Raw genomic sequence first — 17,131 nt, forward strand, 5'->3', positions numbered from 1 at the left:
GTCATTCAACATTTAATCGTCTGACACTAAGCTTTCGCGAGCAGGCTCGCTCCCACAAGTTGACCTGCGTACAGCCTGAAAAGTAGTTTCGTTTCCATGACTGCCAAAACCGCTTCCGCCTACATCGGCCGCTTCGCCCCGACCCCCAGTGGCCACCTGCACTTCGGTTCGCTGGTTGCCGCCCTCGCCTCTTATCTCGACGCACGCGCGGTCGGCGGGCGCTGGCTGGTGCGTATGGAAGATCTCGATCCACCCCGGGAAGAGCCCGGCGCGCAGGCGGCCATTCTCAAAGCGCTGGAAAGCTACGGTTTCGAATGGGACGGCGAAATGGTGCGCCAGAGTGACCGGCACGACGCCTACGCCGAAGTCCTCAACAGTCTGTTCAATCACGGCCTGGCCTACGCCTGCACCTGTTCGCGCAAGCAACTGGAGCCGTATCACGGCATTTACCCGGGCTTGTGCCGCAATGCCGGGCATGAGCAGCAAGACGCGGCGATCCGCCTGCGCGTGCCGGAACTGGAATACCACTTCATCGACCGCGTGCAGGGCGAGTTCCGCCAGCATCTGGGGCGCGACGTCGGCGATTTCGTGATTCGCCGCCGCGACGGCCTCTACGCCTATCAACTGGCCGTGGTGCTGGATGACGCCTGGCAAGGCATCACCGACATCGTGCGCGGTGCCGACCTACTCGATTCCACGCCGCGCCAGCTCTACCTGCAAGAACTGTTGGGCCTGCGTCAGCCGCGCTATCTGCACTTGCCATTGATCACGCAGCCGGACGGCAACAAGCTCGGCAAATCCTACCGTTCGCCGCCGCTTGAGTCCGATCAGGCCACGCCGCTGCTGTTGCGGGCCTTGCGTGCGCTGGGGCAAAACCCCGGTGCCGAGCTGGCGCATGCCACCCCCGAGGAATTGCTCAAATGGGGCGCAGCCCACTGGGATGCGACAAAGATCCCGCGCACACTGACCCTGCCCGAAGCGCAACTGCAATGACGACACTTGCAGTGGCGCGCCCATCCGTTACCATCGCCGCACGTTTTCGGGCACGCGCATAAAAAAGAGAGGCCGGGATGTACATCTATCGCTTGGTCCTGCTTCTGGTCGTGGGAATCTATCTGTTTTCGCCAGCCATCATGGATTGGTGGATCGACGCCACGGGCGCCTGGTATCGGCCGTATCTGCTCTGGTTGATCCTGATTGTCGTGACCTTCATCCTGCAGAGCCAAAAAGATGCCGATGAGCTTTAGCCTGACCCAGATGATCCTGGTCAGCGCCGCGTACCTGACGGTGCTGTTCGGCGTCGCCTGGATCAGCGAACGGGGCATGATCCCGCGAGCGATCATTCGCCACCCGCTGACCTACACCCTGTCGCTGGGGGTCTACGCCAGTGCGTGGGCATTTTACGGCACCGTGGGCCTGGCCTATCAGTACGGCTACGGCTTTCTCTCCAGTTACCTCGGGGTGTCCGGCGCGTTTCTGCTGGCGCCGGTGCTGCTGTATCCGATCCTGAAAATCACCCGCACCTATCAACTGTCGTCGCTGGCGGACCTGTTCGCTTTCCGCTTTCGCAGCACCTGGGCCGGCGCGCTGACCACGATCTTCATGCTGATCGGCGTACTGCCGTTGCTGGCGTTGCAGATTCAGGCGGTGGCCGATTCCATCGGCATCCTGACGGGCGAACCGATCCAGAGCCGCGTCGCGCTGGCGTTCTGTGCGCTGATCATTCTGTTCACGATCTTCTTCGGCTCCCGGCATATCGCCACCCGCGAGAAACACGAAGGGCTGGTGTTCGCGATTGCCTTCGAATCGGTGATCAAACTGATCGCCCTCGGCGGCGTCGGCCTCTATGCGCTGTACGGCGTGTTCGACGGCCCGCAACAGCTTGAACTGTGGTTGCTGCAAAACCAGACCGCCCTCGCCGCGCTGCACACGCCGCTGCAGGAAGGGCCGTGGCGCACGCTGTTGCTGGTGTTCTTCGCCTCGGCGATCGTGATGCCGCACATGTACCACATGACCTTCACCGAAAACCTCAACCCGCGCTCGCTGGTCAGCGCCAGCTGGGGACTGCCGCTGTTCCTGTTGCTGATGAGTCTGGCGGTGCCGTTGATTCTCTGGGCCGGCCTGAAACTCGGCGCCACCACTGACCCGGAATACTTCACCCTCGGCATCGGCATTGCCGCCAACAGCAAACCGCTGGCCTTGCTGGCGTACGTCGGCGGACTGTCGGCCGCCAGTGGCCTGATCATCGTCACCACCCTGGCGCTGTCCGGCATGGCGCTGAACCACTTGGTGCTGCCGCTGTACCAGCCACCGGCCGAAGGCAATATCTACCGCTGGCTGAAGTGGACCCGCCGGGCGTTGATCGTCGCGATCATCATGGCCGGTTTCTGCTTTTACCTGATGCTCGGCGCCGGACAGGACCTGGCCAACCTTGGCATCGTCGCCTTCGTCGCGACCCTGCAATTCCTGCCCGGCGTGCTCTCGGTGCTGTACTGGCCGACCGCCAACCGTCGCGGCTTTATCGCCGGCCTGCTGGCGGGGATTCTGGTGTGGGTGGTGACCATGCTGTTGCCGCTGGTCGGCAACCTGCAGGGTTTCTACATCCCCCTGTTGAACATGATTTACGTGCTGGACGACACCAGTTGGCACATGGCGGCCATCGCCTCGCTGGCAGCCAACGTATTGATGTTCACGCTGATCTCGCTGTTCACCAACGCCAGCCCTGAAGAGGCCAGCGCCGCCGAAGCCTGCGCGGTGGATAACGTGCGTCGCCCGCAACGCCGCGAACTGCACGCTGCTTCACCCCAGGAATTCGCCACGCAACTGGCAAAACCGCTGGGCGCCAAGGCAGCGCAGAAAGAAGTCGAACAGGCCCTGCGTGATCTCTATCTGCCGTTCGACGAACGCCGTCCTTATGCGCTGCGCCGCTTGCGCGACCGGATCGAAGCCAACCTCTCCGGCCTGATGGGCCCGAGTGTGGCGCAGGACATGGTCGAAACCTTCCTGCCGTACAAGGCCGGCGGCGAAAACTATGTGACCGAAGACATCCACTTCATCGAAAGCCGCCTCGAGGATTACCACTCGCGCCTCACCGGGCTGGCCGCCGAACTCGACGCCTTGCGCCGCTACCACCGCCAGACCCTGCAGGAGCTGCCAATGGGCGTCTGCTCGCTGGCCAAGGATCAAGAGATCCTGATGTGGAACAAAGCCATGGAAGAACTCACCGGCATCGCCGCGCAACGCGTGGTCGGCTCGCGCCTGAGCACCATCGCCAATCCGTGGAAGCAGTTGCTGCAAGGCTTCATCAACCTGCCCGACGAGCATTTGCATAAACAGCACCTGGCCCTCGACGGCCAGACCCGCTGGCTGAATCTGCACAAAGCGGCGATCGATGAACCGTTGGCACCGGGCAACAGCGGCCTGGTGCTGCTGGTGGAAGACCTGACCGAAACACAGATGCTCGAAGACAAACTGGTGCACTCCGAGCGACTGGCGAGCATCGGCCGACTGGCGGCGGGTGTGGCCCACGAAATCGGCAACCCGATCACCGGCATCGCCTGTCTGGCGCAGAACCTGCGCGAAGAGCGTGAAGAAGATGGCGAACTGACGGAAATCAGCGGGCAGATCCTCGAACAGACCAAGCGCGTGTCGCGCATCGTGCAGTCGCTGATGAGCTTCGCCCACGCCGGCAGCCACCAGCACAGCGACGAGCCGGTGTGTCTGGCTGAAGTCGCGCAGGACGCGATTGGCCTGCTGGCACTCAACCGGCGCAACTTCGAAGTGCAGTTCTACAACCTGTGCGACCCCGATCACTGGGTCGAAGGCGATCCGCAGCGGCTCGCGCAGGTGCTGATCAATCTACTCTCCAATGCCCGCGACGCCTCGCCGCCGCACAGTGCCGTACGGGTCAAGAGTGAAGCCGGCGAACACACGGTCGATCTGATCGTCGAAGACGAAGGCAGTGGTATTCCGCAGAACATCATGGACCGATTGTTCGAACCTTTCTTCACCACCAAGGATCCGGGTGAAGGTACCGGTCTGGGCCTTGCACTGGTCTATTCCATCGTTGAAGAGCATTATGGACAAATCACCATCGACAGCCCGGCTGATGTACAAAGCCAGCGCGGCACCCGTATCCGGGTGACCTTACCGCGTCATGTCGAAGCGACGTCCGCTGTGAACTGAGACCGTCGAGAGTATCGAATCAATGCCGCACATTTTGATCGTCGAAGACGAAACCATTATCCGCTCCGCCTTGCGCCGCCTGCTGGAACGTAACCAGTATCAGGTCAGCGAAGCCGGTTCTGTGCAGGAAGCACACGAACGCTTCAGTATTCCCACATTCGATCTGATCGTCAGCGACCTGCGCCTGCCTGGCGCCCCCGGCACAGAGCTGATCAAGCTTGGCCAGGGCAAACCGGTGCTGATCATGACCAGCTACGCCAGCCTGCGCTCGGCGGTCGACTCGATGAAGATGGGCGCGGTGGACTACATCGCCAAGCCTTTCGATCACGATGAAATGCTTCAGGCGGTCGCGCGGATCCTGCGTGATCACCAGTCGACGCCTGCCGCCGGCGAAGTGCCTGCCGGCAAAGCAGCCAATGGCAGCGGCAAGTCGTCTGTCGACAACAGCAACGGCGAGATCGGCATCATTGGCTCGTGCCCGCCGATGCAGGATCTGTACAGCAAGATCCGCAAGGTCGCACCGACCGATTCCAATGTCCTGATCCAGGGCGAGTCCGGCACCGGTAAAGAGCTGGTGGCCCGCGCCCTGCATAACCTGTCCAAGCGTGCCAAGGCACCGATGATTTCGGTGAACTGCGCTGCCATTCCGGAAAGCCTGATCGAGTCCGAACTGTTCGGCCACGAAAAAGGCGCGTTCACTGGCGCCAGCGCCGGTCGCGCCGGTCTGGTGGAAGCGGCGGACGGCGGCACGCTGTTCCTCGACGAGATCGGCGAACTGCCGCTCGAAGCCCAGGCCCGTCTGCTGCGCGTGCTGCAGGAAGGCGAGATTCGCCGCGTGGGGTCGGTGCAGTCGCAAAAGGTCGATGTGCGTTTGATCGCCGCGACCCACCGTGACCTCAAGAGCCTGGCGAAAATCGGCCAGTTCCGTGAAGACCTGTATTACCGCCTGCACGTAATTGCCCTGAAATTGCCGGCCCTGCGTGAACGTGGCGCCGACGTCAACGAAATCGCCACCGCGTTCCTCGCTCGCCAGAGTGCGCGCATCAACCGTACCGACCTGAAATTTGCCGCCGACGCCGAACAGGCCATCCGGCACTATTCCTGGCCGGGTAACGTGCGCGAGCTGGAAAACGCAGTCGAGCGCGCAGTGATCCTGAGCGAAAGCCCGGAAATCTCTGCCGACCTGCTGGGCATCGACATCGAGTTGAGCGATCTGGAAGACGACGAGTTCATCGGCTTGCCTGCGCAAACCGCAGGTAACACCAGCAACAGCAGCCATGAGCCGACCGAAGACCTGTCGCTGGAAGATTACTTCCAGCACTTCGTTCTTGAGCATCAGGACCACATGACCGAGACCGAACTGGCGCGCAAACTGGGCGTCAGCCGCAAGTGCCTGTGGGAACGCCGTCAGCGCCTGGGCATTCCACGGCGCAAGACCGGGGTCGCCAGCGAGAGCTGAACGTTACCTGTCGAGTGTGCGCGTAACGCTTGAAGATGTGAAAAAACTGTTACCTCAGTCCTTTCACGTAACAGAAGCCGGGGTTATCGGTAACGAAACCCCGGCTTTTTTTCGCCCCGAGAAAACCGTTATATCGACCTAACCCCTTGTTTTATTGGGCTTCGCAAAAGTTGGCACGGCACCTGCTATATGTTTGGTACAAGAACAATAACAAGCAATGCACAAGACAATAAAAATAAGACGAATCGACTCACGCACAATAAAAACAAGACGGCGAGAGGCGCAGCTAACTGATTCTTTTGGAGAGGCGTTGTATTTGGGGCTAGCCCCACGACCAGGCCGAGAACAACAAAAACTGTCCTAAGACAGAGCCTGTACTGGTTGGATCGCAAGATCACTGCAACACAGCGACCAAAGCAATCCGTTTGCTCTTGGCTCCCGATTGGGAGGGTCATGAAGGAAAAGCTTCATGGCGAGGGCACTCAACAAAAACAAGAAGCCCGAATCAATAATAAAAAGAGCACGCAACTACTTCTGGGGGAGCTTCGGCTCCCCTTGTAGTTTCTTCCCCCCCCCGCAAAAACCCGCCCCCAAAGCCTTTAGCCTGCGACTTACAGCGCAAATCCGCTGCGTCCTACACCATCCCCCGACTAAATGCTAGAATCTGCGCCCATCATGCGGTCATTCTTTGGTATGGCCGAACATTCCTTCAAACAGTGCATCCCATGCTGAAGAAGCTGTTCCAGTCATTCCGAACTCCCGTGCGTCGTACGCAACACATCCGCAGCACCCCTGAAGTGCTCAACAGCGGCCAACATTCGCTGCAGAAGGGGCAATTCAGCCGCTATGCGGTCAATATCGTCGAACGCTTGCAGGGCGCCGGCTACCAGGCCTATCTGGTCGGTGGTTGCGTGCGTGACATGCTGTTGGGCATCACGCCCAAGGACTTCGACGTCGCCACCAGCGCCACCCCCGAGCAAGTCCGTGCCGAATTCCGCAATGCGCGGATCATCGGTCGCCGCTTCAAACTGGTGCATATCCATTTCGGTCGCGAAATCATCGAAGTCGCGACCTTCCGCGCCAATCACCCGGTCAATGAAGACGACGAGGACAGCAACCAGTCTTCGCGCAACGAGAGCGGGCGGATTCTGCGCGACAACGTCTACGGCACCCTGGAAGAAGACGCGCAACGCCGCGACTTCACCATCAACGCCCTGTATTACGATCCGGTCAGCGAGCGCATTCTCGATTACGCCAACGGCGTACACGACATCCGCAATCACCTGATCCGCCTGATCGGCGATCCGAAACAGCGTTACCAGGAAGACCCGGTGCGCATGCTGCGTGCCGTGCGTTTCGCCGCCAAGCTGAATTTCGGCATCGAAAAACACACCGTGCAGCCGATCCGCGAACTGGCGCCGATGCTGCGCGAAATCCCGTCGGCCCGCCTGTTCGAGGAAGTGCTCAAGCTGTTCCTCTCCGGCCATGGCGCGATCACGTTCGAGATGCTGGTCGATCTGCAACTGTTCGCCCCGCTGTTCCCGGCCAGTGCCGACGCACTGGAGCACAACCCGGAATACACCCACACGCTGATCAGCGAAGCGCTGACCAACACCGACCTGCGCATCAAGCAGAACAAACCGGTAACCCCGGCATTCCTGTTTGCCGCCCTGCTCTGGCCTGCCCTGCCGGCCCGCGTGTTGCGTCTGCAAGAGCGTGGCATGCCGCCGATTCCGGCGATGCAGGAAGGTGCGCACGAGCTGATCGCCGAGCAGTGCCAGCGCATCGCCATTCCAAAGCGCTTCACCATGCCGATCCGCGAGATCTGGGACATGCAGGAACGCCTGCCACGCCGCAGCGGCAAGCGCGCCGACCTGCTGCTGGACAATCCACGTTTCCGCGCCGGTTACGATTTCCTGCTGTTACGTGAAAGCGCTGGCGAGCAGACCGATGGCCTGGGCGAATGGTGGACGGATTATCAGGACGCCAACGACAGCGAGCGTCGCGAGATGATTCGCGAACTCAGCGGCAAGGGTGATGACGCCAGCGGCGCGCCGCGCAAACGTCGCCGCAGCAGCGGTTCCAAGCGCAAGCGCGCCGGAGCTCCGAGCGCATCGGGCGAATAAGGCATGGAACGCATCTATATTGGCCTGGGCAGCAACCTCGCTGACCCGGCCGAACAATTGCGCAGCGCGCTCAGCGCGCTGGGGCATTTGCCGCAGACTTCCCTTGCTGGTGTTTCGGCGTTCTATCAAAGCGATTCACTGCTGCCGGGACAACCGCGTTACACCAACGCGGTCGCCGCCCTCGACAGTGATCTCGCGCCGCTCGATTTGCTCGATGCGCTGCAAGCCATCGAGAACGACCAGGGCCGCGAACGCCTCGAACGCTGGGGCCCGCGCACGCTTGATCTGGACATCCTGTTGTTCGGCGATCGCCTGATCGACGAGCCACGCCTGAAAGTCCCGCATTATCAGATTCAAGAACGGGCGTTCGTGCTCTATCCCCTGGCCGAACTGGCTCCCGAGGATCTGCGCCTGGCCGATGGCCGCGCGCTGTCCGATCTGCTCGCCGCCTGCCCCTTCGTAGGCCTCGAACGCCTCCCGACAGATTGATTACAATCCCCTGTGGGAGCGAGCCTGCTCGCGAAAGCGGTGTGTCATTCAACACTGCGTTGACTGATCCGTCGCCTTCGCGAGCAGGCTCGCTCCCACATTGGTTTATTGCATACGCTGGATTTTGTCGGACAAAAAACCCGCCAATCAGCCCCGCCGCGCCGCTGAATCGCATCAGTAACGCCGGTAACACTCCCCTCGTAACAATGCGGTAACACACGCAATTGACTTCCGCTTGGCTCCTCACGACTATAGGCGTCCCGCTGCCGCCAACCCGGCACATACGGGCGCAATCCAGGCCTTATAAGCACGACAAAAGAGCGTGCGCCTGAGTAGACGAAGAATCACGCGCGTTACTCGCAGTAGTTTCCAGAGCGCCTGAACGAGGATTTTTTACATGCCAGCCATCACCCTGACCACGCTCCAGAGCCTCAAGCAGAAAGGTGAAAAGATCACCATGCTGACCTGCTATGACGCGACCTTCGCCCACGCCTGCAACGAGGCCGGTGTCGAAGTGCTGCTGGTGGGCGACTCCCTCGGCATGGTTCTGCAAGGGCACGACAGCACCTTGCCGGTGACCATCGCAGAAATGGCCTACCACACCGCCTGCGTCAAACGCGGCAACACCGACGCCCTGATCCTGGCCGACCTGCCGTTCATGGCCAACGCCACTATTGAGCAAACCCTGACCAACAGCGCCACGCTGATGCAGGCCGGCGCGCACATGATCAAGGTCGAAGGTGCGCTGTGGCTGGCGGAGTCGATCCGCCTGCTGGCCGAGCGCGGTGTGCCGGTCTGCGCGCACATGGGCCTGACGCCACAAGCGGTGAACATTCTTGGCGGCTACAAAGTGCAGGGCCGCAACGAGAACCAGGCGCGGCAGATGCGTGCCGACGCGATCTCGCTCGAGCAGGCTGGCGTCGCCATGCTGCTGCTCGAATGCGTGCCGAGCGAACTGGCCGCCGAAATCAGCCAGGCGGTGAAGATTCCGGTCATCGGCATCGGCGCCGGTAGCGATACCGACGGCCAGGTACTGGTGCTGCACGACATGCTCGGCCTGTCGATCACTGGCCGCGTACCGAAATTTGTCAAGAACTTCATGCAGGGTCAGGACAGCATCCAGTCCGCACTGAAGGCCTACGTCAACGAAGTCAAAGGCGTTACTTTCCCTGGGATCGAACACGGATTCTCTGCATGAACACCGTTAAAACCGTACGCGAACTTCGCGCCGCCGTGGCGCGCGCCCGCAGTGAAGGCAAGCGCATCGGCTTCGTGCCGACCATGGGCAACCTGCACAGCGGCCATATCGCGCTGATCACCAAAGCCACTCAGCGCGTGGATTTCGTGGTCGCGAGCATTTTCGTCAACCCGCTGCAGTTCGGCGCCGGTGAAGACCTCGACAAGTACCCGCGCACCCTGGCGGCGGATCAGGAAAAGCTGCTGCAAGCCGGCTGCCACTTGCTGTTCGCCCCGACCGTCGAAGAGATGTACCCCGACGGCATGGCCGGGCAGACCCGGGTCAGCGTTCCGCAACTGTCCGAAGGCCTGTGCGGCGCCAGCCGCCCGGGGCACTTCGAGGGCGTGGCGACGGTGGTCAGCAAGCTGTTCAACATGGTTCAGCCGGATCTGGCGATATTCGGCCAGAAAGACTTCCAGCAACTGGCGGTAATCCGCGCGCTGGTGCATGACCTGAACATGCCGATCCAGATCATCGGCGAACCCACCGTGCGTGCGGCCGATGGCCTGGCGCTGTCGTCGCGCAACGGCTTCCTCAGCGAAGATCAACGCGCGGTGGCGCCAGTGGTCTACCGCACCCTGAGCACGATTGCCGAGTCGATCAAACACGGTGAGCGCGACTACCCGGCGCTGATCGCAGCCCAGGTGCAACAGCTGGAAGCCGCCGGCCTGCGTCCGGATTACCTGGAAATCCGTCATGCCCTGACCTTGCGTCCGGCGACGGCAGAAGACCGCGATCTGGTGATTCTGGTGGCGGCGTTCCTCGGCACCACGCGGTTGATCGACAACCTGCACCTGAACCTCGATAGCCCGACTTAAAAAACAGCGCAATACCCCTGTGGGAGCGAGCCTGCTCGCGAATGCGATCTGTCAGCTGACAACGATGTCGACTGTTCCGACGCTTTCGCGAGCAGGCTCGCTCCCACAGTGGTTTCTGGTGTCCACACAGACCATATTGCCGCCCCCAAAGCCTTCGGGCACACTGCCCGCCGTTTGCTTCCAACCCGGGAAATCCCTCATGCACGCCATCATGCTCAAGGCCAAACTGCACCGCGCCGAAGTCACTCACGCGGTACTCGATTACGAAGGTTCCTGCGCCATCGATGGCGAGTGGCTGGACTTGTCCGGCATCCGTGAGTACGAGCAGATCCAGATCTATAACGTCGACAATGGCGAGCGCTTCACCACCTACGCGATTCGTGGCGAAGAAGGTTCGCGGATGATTTCGGTCAATGGCGCAGCCGCGCACAAAGCCAAGGTCGGCGACCGCGTGATCATTTGCGCCTACGCCCATTACAGCGAAGCGGAACTGGTCAATTTCAAGCCGCGCATGCTGTACATGGCACCGGGCAATGAGCTCAGCCACACCAGCAACGCCATTCCGGTTCAGGTGGCCTGAGCCGCTTCGACGCGTCACTCCCCTTCCGTTGGTCGGCCCGTTCCCGGTATTGATGTTAAAAAAGTACAGGGAACAGGTCAGAAGAAGTCAAGACAGATCGCAGCGCGAGGTTTACTGTATTCGCCCTGCGTTGAAAAATCGTGTCGACGCATTTGACCCTCGCCCAAACATGGCGTATCGGTCTGTTCTGTGTTCAAAAGGCCGTTCAAGTAAAAAGGAAAACCGCAGCGATGGCGTACTACCGCACTCCTCATGACGTTACCGCTCTGCCTGCCTGGCAAGCGTTGAAAGATCACCGCCAAGCCATGCAGGATTTCAGCATGCGCGAAGCCTTCAACGCCGATCCGCAGCGCTTCAATCAATTCACGCTCAGCAGCTGCGGACTGTTTCTCGATTATTCGAAGAACCTGATCAACGCCGAAACCCGCAACCTGCTGGTGGGTCTGGCCAATGAAGTCGATCTGAAAGGCGCGATCAAAGCGCTGTTCGACGGCGAAATCGTCAACGCCTCCGAAGGCCGCCCGGCGCTGCACACAGCCCTGCGCCGTCCGGTCGGCGACAAGCTGTCGGTCAACGGCGTCAACGTGATGCCGGAAGTGCACAAGGTGCTGAACCAGATCACGGATCTGGTCGGCCGCATCCACGACGGTCTGTGGCGTGGTTACACCGAGAAGCCGATCACTGACGTGGTCAACATCGGCATCGGTGGTTCGTTCCTCGGCCCGGAGCTGGTCTCCGAAGCGCTGTTGTCCTACGCGCAGAAAGGCGTGCGTTGCCATTACCTGGCGAACATCGACGGCAGTGAGTTCCACGAACTGACGCAAAAGTTGCGCGCCGAAACCACACTGTTCATTGTTTCGTCGAAATCCTTCAACACCCTCGAAACCCTGAAGAACGCTCAGGCCGCCCGCGCCTGGTATCTGGCTCAGGGTGGTTCGGAAGCCGAGCTGTATCGCCACTTCATCGCGGTATCGAGCAACAACGCTGCGGCCGTTGCGTTCGGCATCCGTGAAGAAAACATCTTCCCGATGTGGGACTGGGTAGGCGGTCGTTACTCGCTGTGGTCGGCCATCGGTCTGCCGATTGCTTTGGCCATCGGCATGTCCAACTTCAAGGAACTGCTGTCCGGTGCCTACACCATGGACCAGCATTTCCAGAGCGCACCGTTCGAACAGAACATGCCGGTGCTGCTGGCCCTGCTCGGCGTCTGGTACGGCAACTTCTGGGGCGCGCAAAGCCACGCGATCCTGCCGTACGACCACTACCTGCGTAACATCACCAAGCACTTGCAACAGCTGGACATGGAATCCAACGGCAAGAGCGTGCGTCAGGACGGCACCTCGGTGTCGACCGATACCGGCCCGGTGATCTGGGGTGGCGTCGGCTGCAACGGTCAACACGCGTATCACCAGTTGCTGCACCAGGGCACCCAGCTGATCCCGGCCGATTTCATCGTGCCGATCGTCAGCTTCAACCCGGTCTCCGACCACCATCAGTGGCTGTACGCCAACTGCCTGTCGCAGAGCCAGGCGCTGATGCTCGGCAAGACCCTGCCGGAAGCCGAAGCCGAACTGCGCGAAAAAGGCATGAGCGAAGAGCAGGTGCACAAACTCGCACCGCACAAGGTGATCCCGGGCAACCGTCCGAGCAACACCATTGTGGTCGAGCGCATCAGCCCACGGCGTCTCGGCGCGCTGGTCGCCATGTATGAGCACAAAGTGTTCGTGCAGAGCGTGGTCTGGGGCATCAACGCCTTCGACCAGTGGGGCGTGGAACTGGGCAAGGAACTGGGCAAAGGCGTTTACAACCGTCTGGTCGGCAGCGATGAAACCGTTGCTGACGATGCTTCTACCCAGGGCCTGATCAACTACTTCCGCGGTCGTCACCGCGGGTGATGTGAATGGGTTGCCCACAATTCCTGTGGGCAACCCATTTCCAATGTGGGAGCGAGCCTGCTCGCGAATGCGGTGTGTCATTCAGCATCTTTGTGACTGATACACCGCATTCGCGAGCAGGCTCGCTCCCACAGTTGTTTTAGGGATGACTTGAACCTCCGGGCCGCTCGGCGCATCTTTATTCCTGTCGCACAACAAGAATAAGGAACCGTCATGTTCGATATCAGCACGTTCCCCAAAGCCGATGCCGTCCGCCGGGCTGCGCAGTTGAGTCAGGACGACTACAAGCGTCTGTACCGCGAATCGATTGAACACCCCAGCGCCTTCTGGGCCGAACAGGCCACCCGCTTCCTCGACTGGAGCACACCGTGGCAGACCGTTCAGCGTTACGACCTGAAAACCGGTGAAGCGTCCTGGTTTGCCGGCGGCCAACTGAACGTCAGTTACAACTGCATCGACCGCCACCTCGCCCAGCGCGGCGAGCAGACCGCGATCCTCTGGGAAGGCGACGACCCTGCCGAATCAGCGCAGATCACCTACAAAAAACTTCACCATCACGTCTGCCGCCTGGCCAATGTGCTGAAAAGCCGTGGGGTGAAAAAAGGTGATCGGGTGTGCATCTACATGCCGATGATCCCCGAGGCGGCCTACGCCATGCTCGCCTGCGCGCGAATCGGCGCGATTCACTCGGTGGTGTTTGGCGGTTTCTCCCCGGACTCATTGCGTGACCGCATTCTCGACGCCGACTGCCGCACGGTGATCACCGCCGATGAAGGCGTACGCGGCGGCAAGTTCGTGCCACTCAAGCACAACGTCGACAAGGCCCTGCAAAACTGCCCGGACGTCAGCACCGTCGTTGTAGTCGAGCGCAGCCAAGGCAAAGTCGATTGGGTCGAAGGCCGTGACCTCTGGTATCACCAGGCCGTGCGCGACGTCAGCGATGATTGCCCGCCTGAGCCGATGGACGCCGAGGATCCGCTGTTCATCCTCTACACCTCCGGCAGCACCGGCAAACCCAAAGGCGTGCTGCACACCACCGGCGGCTACCTGCTGCAGGCGGCGATGACCTTCAAATACGTGCTCGATTACCGCGAGGGCGAGGTGTTCTGGTGCACCGCCGACGTCGGCTGGGTCACCGGCCACAGTTACATCGTCTACGGCCCGCTGGCCAACGGCGCGACCACGCTGATCTTCGAAGGCGTGCCGAGTTATCCGAGCACCTCGCGCTTTTGGCAGGTGATCGACAAACACAAAGTGAACATCTTCTACACCGCACCGACCGCCCTGCGTGCGCTGATGCGCGAAGGTGCCGGGCCGCTGCAGGAAACGTCGCGCCAAAGCCTCAGATTACTCGGCAGTGTCGGTGAGCCAATCAACCCGGAAGCGTGGGAATGGTATTTCAACGTGGTCGGCGAGCAGCGCTGCCCGATTGTCGATACCTGGTGGCAGACCGAAACCGGCGGCATTATGCTCAGCCCGCTGGTCAGTGCGCAGCGGATCAAACCGGGTTGCGCCACGCAGCCGATGTTCGGCGTGCAACCGGTGCTGCTCGATGAGCACGGCAAGGAGATCAAAGGCGCCGGCAGCGGCGTGCTGGCGATCAAATCCAGCTGGCCGGCGCAGATCCGCAGCGTCTACGGCGATCCGCAAAGAATGGTCGACACCTATTTCAAACCCTACCCCGGCTACTACTTCACCGGTGACGGCGCACGCCGCGACGAGGACGGCGATTACTGGATTACCGGGCGCATCGACGACGTGATCAACGTCTCCGGCCACCGCATCGGCACCGCCGAAGTGGAAAGCGCGCTGGTGCTGCACGACAGCATCGCCGAAGCCGCCGTGGTCGGTTACCCGCACGACGTCAAAGGCCAGGGCATCTATGCCTTCGTCACCCCCATGAACGGCGTCGAGCCGAGCGATGAGCTGAAGAAAGAACTGCTGGCCCACGTCAGCAAGGAAATCGGCAGCTTCGCCAAACCGGACCTGATCCAGTGGGCGCCGGCCTTGCCGAAAACCCGTTCAGGCAAGATCATGCGGCGGATCCTGCGCAAAATCGCCTGCAACGAACTCGACAGCCTCGGCGACACCTCGACCCTGGCCGACCCGAGCGTAGTACAAGGGTTGATCGACAAACGCCTGAATCAGTAACGTCCCCGGCGCGGTCAACCGGCCGCGCCCGTCCACCACCAATGAGTTGTCATGGAATTCATCCGCAGCCGCATCGAAAACCAACTCATGAGCCTGACCGGGCTGTCCCTCGGTCAGCTCGACCTGGAAAACCCCAAGGGCGATCCCGGGCTGTTCGGGCCGAACTCGGTCAGTTGGCAAGTGCATGGCGATTTCAGCAGCATGCTGATCGGCGGCATCAGCGCGTTGTTGCTGCAAGCCCTGCATCCGCTGGCGCTGGCCGGGGTCTGGGACCATTCGAATTTTCGTCAGGACATGCTCGGCCGTCTGCGCCGCACCAGCCAGTTTGTTTCCGGCACCACCTTCGGCTCGCGCCGCGACGCCGAATGGCTGATCGACAAAGTGCGCACCATTCACCTGCAAGTGGTCGGTACCGCGCCGGATGGCCGGCCGTATGCCGCCAGCGATCCGGACCTGCTGACCTGGGTGCATGTGGCCGAAGTCAGCAACTTCCTCGCCGCGCATTTGCGTTACCGCAACCCGCACTTGTCGGGGACGGATCAGGACCGTTACTACGCGGAAATCGCCGTGGTCGCCGAGCGCCTGGGTGCGCGGCATGTGCCGAAATCGCGGCAGGCCGTGGCTGACTATCTGCAAGGCATGCGCCCGCAACTGCTCTGTGATGACCGCAGCCGCGAAGTCCTGCGCCTGCTGCTCGACGCCCCGGCACCGAGCGTGCTGGCCCGTCCATTTGGCGACCTGATGATGAAGGCCGGCATCGACCTGCTGCCGGACTGGGCAAGCGCCATGTTCGGCATACGGCAGAATCCGCTGCAACGCCAGTTGATCCGAGCCAGCGTGAAGCGCAGCGCGCCGATGCTGCGCTGGGCGATGCGCAACGGGTCGGTGCAACGGGCCAAACGCCGAATGGGACTGCTGACCTAAAAGCTTCGCGAGCAGGCTCGCTCCCACAGGAGATTTGATTTGCAGCATAGATCCTGTGTGGGAGCGAGCCTGCTCGCGAAGGGCGCAACTCGATTGCCCGCCAAGCTGCTAAACTCCCGCGCCCCCATTCTCATCAGCAAGGCGCACGCATGTCTTCCTTGAATCAGGCGCTGCGCGCCGCCCTCGATAAACGCCAGAATCTGCTCGCTGAGCTGCACAGCCAGGGCACTGATTGCTATCGGCTGTTCCATGGCAGCCAGGAAGGCGCCGGTGGCCTGACCGTCGACCGCTACGGTCCGCAATTGCTGGTGCAGAGTTTTCACCAGACACTGGAGCGTGACGACCTGCTGCAACTGCACGCCATGGTCAATCAGACCCTGGGCTTTGAAACGCTGCTGGTCTACAACGACCGCTCCCGGGGCAACTCGCGGATCGACCGCGAAGACAGCGTCTACAAAGCTGACGCCGCCGCGCTGGCGGATCTGGTCGGTCACGAATGGGGCCTGAACTATCGCGTGCGCGGGCGGCATGCCGGGCAGGATCCGCTGCTGTTTCTCGACCTGCGCAACACTCGCGGCTGGGTCAAGGATCACACCAAGGGCAAAAGTGTGCTCAACCTCTTTGCCTACACCTGTGGCGTCGGCCTGAGTGCCGCTGCCGGTGGCGCGCGCGAGGTGTGTAACCTCGACTTCGCCGAAGGCAATCTGGCAGTCGGCCGAGAAAACGGCCTGCTCAACCCGCAATTGCCCGAGATGCAATTCATCCAGTCCGATTACTTCCCGGCGATCCGTCAGCTCGCCGGCCTGCCGATCAGCCAGCGGCGCGGGCAGAAACTGCCGAGCTATCAGCGCCTCGACCAGCGCCAATACGATCTGGTGCTGCTCGATCCACCGGCCTGGGCCAAGAGCGCCTTCGGCACCGTCGACCTGCTGCGCGACTATCAGAGCCTGCTCAAGCCGGCGCTGCTGACCACCGCTGACAACGGCGTGCTGATCTGCTGCAACAACCTGGCAAAAGTCAGCATGGACGACTGGCGCGAACAGGTCCTGCGTTGTGCCGAGAAAGCCGGGCGACCGGTGCGCGAATGGAGCGTGATGACTCCGGGCGCGGATTTCCCGTCGCTGGACCAACAGCCACCGCTGAAAACCCTGATCCTGCAGTTGTAACCCTCCTCTGTGGCTGACAGCTGCCCACTGTGGGAGCGAGCCTGCTCGCGAAAGCGGTGTATCAGCCACCAGACAGGGTGACTGATAGAACGCCTTCGCGA

At 61.3% G+C, this 17,131-nt stretch carries 13 protein-coding genes; all 13 read left to right on the top strand.

The annotated features are described in order from the left end of the window. The first annotated feature begins 96 nt into the window (after positions 1 to 96). The 13 genes from gluQRS (at position 97) to HDC30_RS27810 (ending at position 17,030) form a co-directional block, all read left to right on the top strand. Positions 97 to 993, top strand: coding sequence for a tRNA glutamyl-Q(34) synthetase GluQRS (gluQRS, locus tag HDC30_RS27750; protein ID WP_096797550.1), 897 nt, complete (start codon positions 97 to 99; stop codon positions 991 to 993). Positions 994 to 1,070: 77 nt separating this feature from the next. After that, positions 1,071 to 1,247 carry a hypothetical protein gene (locus tag HDC30_RS27755; RefSeq protein ID WP_003176118.1) on the top strand — a complete coding sequence of 59 codons (177 nt, stop codon included), beginning with the start codon at positions 1,071 to 1,073 and terminating at the stop codon, positions 1,245 to 1,247. Continuing rightward, on the top strand, positions 1,231 to 4,185 hold the full coding sequence (locus tag HDC30_RS27760) for a sensor histidine kinase (RefSeq protein ID WP_027614096.1): 2,955 nt from the start codon (positions 1,231 to 1,233) through the stop codon (positions 4,183 to 4,185). The genes HDC30_RS27755 and HDC30_RS27760 overlap by 17 nt, the downstream gene beginning before the upstream one ends. 22 nt (positions 4,186 to 4,207) lie before the next feature. Beyond that, positions 4,208 to 5,644 carry a sigma-54 dependent transcriptional regulator gene (locus HDC30_RS27765; protein WP_183786014.1) on the top strand — a complete coding sequence of 479 codons (1,437 nt, stop codon included), beginning with the start codon at positions 4,208 to 4,210 and terminating at the stop codon, positions 5,642 to 5,644. Positions 5,645 to 6,369: 725 nt separating this feature from the next. After that, a complete protein-coding gene (locus HDC30_RS27770; RefSeq protein WP_007963895.1) occupies positions 6,370 to 7,770 on the top strand; it encodes a polynucleotide adenylyltransferase PcnB in 1,401 nt (466 codons plus the stop codon). 3 nt (positions 7,771 to 7,773) lie between these two features. Beyond that, positions 7,774 to 8,259: a 2-amino-4-hydroxy-6-hydroxymethyldihydropteridine diphosphokinase gene (folK, locus tag HDC30_RS27775; RefSeq protein ID WP_150367928.1), complete on the top strand. Its 486-nt coding sequence runs from the start codon at positions 7,774 to 7,776 to the stop codon at positions 8,257 to 8,259. A gap of 397 nt (positions 8,260 to 8,656) precedes the next feature. Then, complete coding sequence (panB, locus tag HDC30_RS27780) at positions 8,657 to 9,457, top strand: 3-methyl-2-oxobutanoate hydroxymethyltransferase (RefSeq protein ID WP_097089208.1); 801 nt, start codon at positions 8,657 to 8,659, stop codon at positions 9,455 to 9,457. Then, positions 9,454 to 10,314 carry a pantoate--beta-alanine ligase gene (gene panC, locus HDC30_RS27785; protein WP_097089210.1) on the top strand — a complete coding sequence of 287 codons (861 nt, stop codon included), beginning with the start codon at positions 9,454 to 9,456 and terminating at the stop codon, positions 10,312 to 10,314. The genes panB and panC overlap by 4 nt, the downstream gene beginning before the upstream one ends. A gap of 199 nt (positions 10,315 to 10,513) precedes the next feature. Further along, complete coding sequence (gene panD, locus HDC30_RS27790; RefSeq protein ID WP_007963888.1) at positions 10,514 to 10,894, top strand: aspartate 1-decarboxylase; 381 nt, start codon at positions 10,514 to 10,516, stop codon at positions 10,892 to 10,894. Positions 10,895 to 11,124: 230 nt separating this feature from the next. Beyond that, a complete protein-coding gene (gene pgi / locus HDC30_RS27795; RefSeq protein ID WP_027614102.1) occupies positions 11,125 to 12,789 on the top strand; it encodes a glucose-6-phosphate isomerase in 1,665 nt (554 codons plus the stop codon). Between the two features lie 213 nt (positions 12,790 to 13,002). Further along, positions 13,003 to 14,940, top strand: coding sequence for an acetate--CoA ligase (acs, locus tag HDC30_RS27800; RefSeq protein ID WP_150367930.1), 1,938 nt, complete (start codon positions 13,003 to 13,005; stop codon positions 14,938 to 14,940). A gap of 51 nt (positions 14,941 to 14,991) precedes the next feature. Beyond that, on the top strand, positions 14,992 to 15,864 hold the full coding sequence (locus HDC30_RS27805) for an oxygenase MpaB family protein (protein WP_183786016.1): 873 nt from the start codon (positions 14,992 to 14,994) through the stop codon (positions 15,862 to 15,864). 149 nt (positions 15,865 to 16,013) lie between these two features. Next, on the top strand, positions 16,014 to 17,030 hold the full coding sequence (locus tag HDC30_RS27810) for a class I SAM-dependent rRNA methyltransferase (RefSeq protein WP_183786018.1): 1,017 nt from the start codon (positions 16,014 to 16,016) through the stop codon (positions 17,028 to 17,030). The last annotated feature ends 101 nt before the right edge of the window (positions 17,031 to 17,131 follow it).

Origin of the sequence: Pseudomonas sp. JAI115 (assembly GCF_014200835.1) — a bacterium.
GTDB lineage: Bacteria > Pseudomonadota > Gammaproteobacteria > Pseudomonadales > Pseudomonadaceae > Aquipseudomonas > Aquipseudomonas putida_A.

Coding starts and splice junctions, on each gene's coding strand:
- gluQRS (WP_096797550.1), top strand. CDS start 97: ATGACTGCCAAAACCGCTTCCGCCTACATCGGCCGCTTCGCCCCGACC.
- HDC30_RS27755 (WP_003176118.1), top strand. CDS start 1,071: ATGTACATCTATCGCTTGGTCCTGCTTCTGGTCGTGGGAATCTATCTG.
- HDC30_RS27760 (WP_027614096.1), top strand. CDS start 1,231: ATGCCGATGAGCTTTAGCCTGACCCAGATGATCCTGGTCAGCGCCGCG.
- HDC30_RS27765 (WP_183786014.1), top strand. CDS start 4,208: ATGCCGCACATTTTGATCGTCGAAGACGAAACCATTATCCGCTCCGCC.
- HDC30_RS27770 (WP_007963895.1), top strand. CDS start 6,370: ATGCTGAAGAAGCTGTTCCAGTCATTCCGAACTCCCGTGCGTCGTACG.
- folK (WP_150367928.1), top strand. CDS start 7,774: ATGGAACGCATCTATATTGGCCTGGGCAGCAACCTCGCTGACCCGGCC.
- panB (WP_097089208.1), top strand. CDS start 8,657: ATGCCAGCCATCACCCTGACCACGCTCCAGAGCCTCAAGCAGAAAGGT.
- panC (WP_097089210.1), top strand. CDS start 9,454: ATGAACACCGTTAAAACCGTACGCGAACTTCGCGCCGCCGTGGCGCGC.
- panD (WP_007963888.1), top strand. CDS start 10,514: ATGCACGCCATCATGCTCAAGGCCAAACTGCACCGCGCCGAAGTCACT.
- pgi (WP_027614102.1), top strand. CDS start 11,125: ATGGCGTACTACCGCACTCCTCATGACGTTACCGCTCTGCCTGCCTGG.
- acs (WP_150367930.1), top strand. CDS start 13,003: ATGTTCGATATCAGCACGTTCCCCAAAGCCGATGCCGTCCGCCGGGCT.
- HDC30_RS27805 (WP_183786016.1), top strand. CDS start 14,992: ATGGAATTCATCCGCAGCCGCATCGAAAACCAACTCATGAGCCTGACC.
- HDC30_RS27810 (WP_183786018.1), top strand. CDS start 16,014: ATGTCTTCCTTGAATCAGGCGCTGCGCGCCGCCCTCGATAAACGCCAG.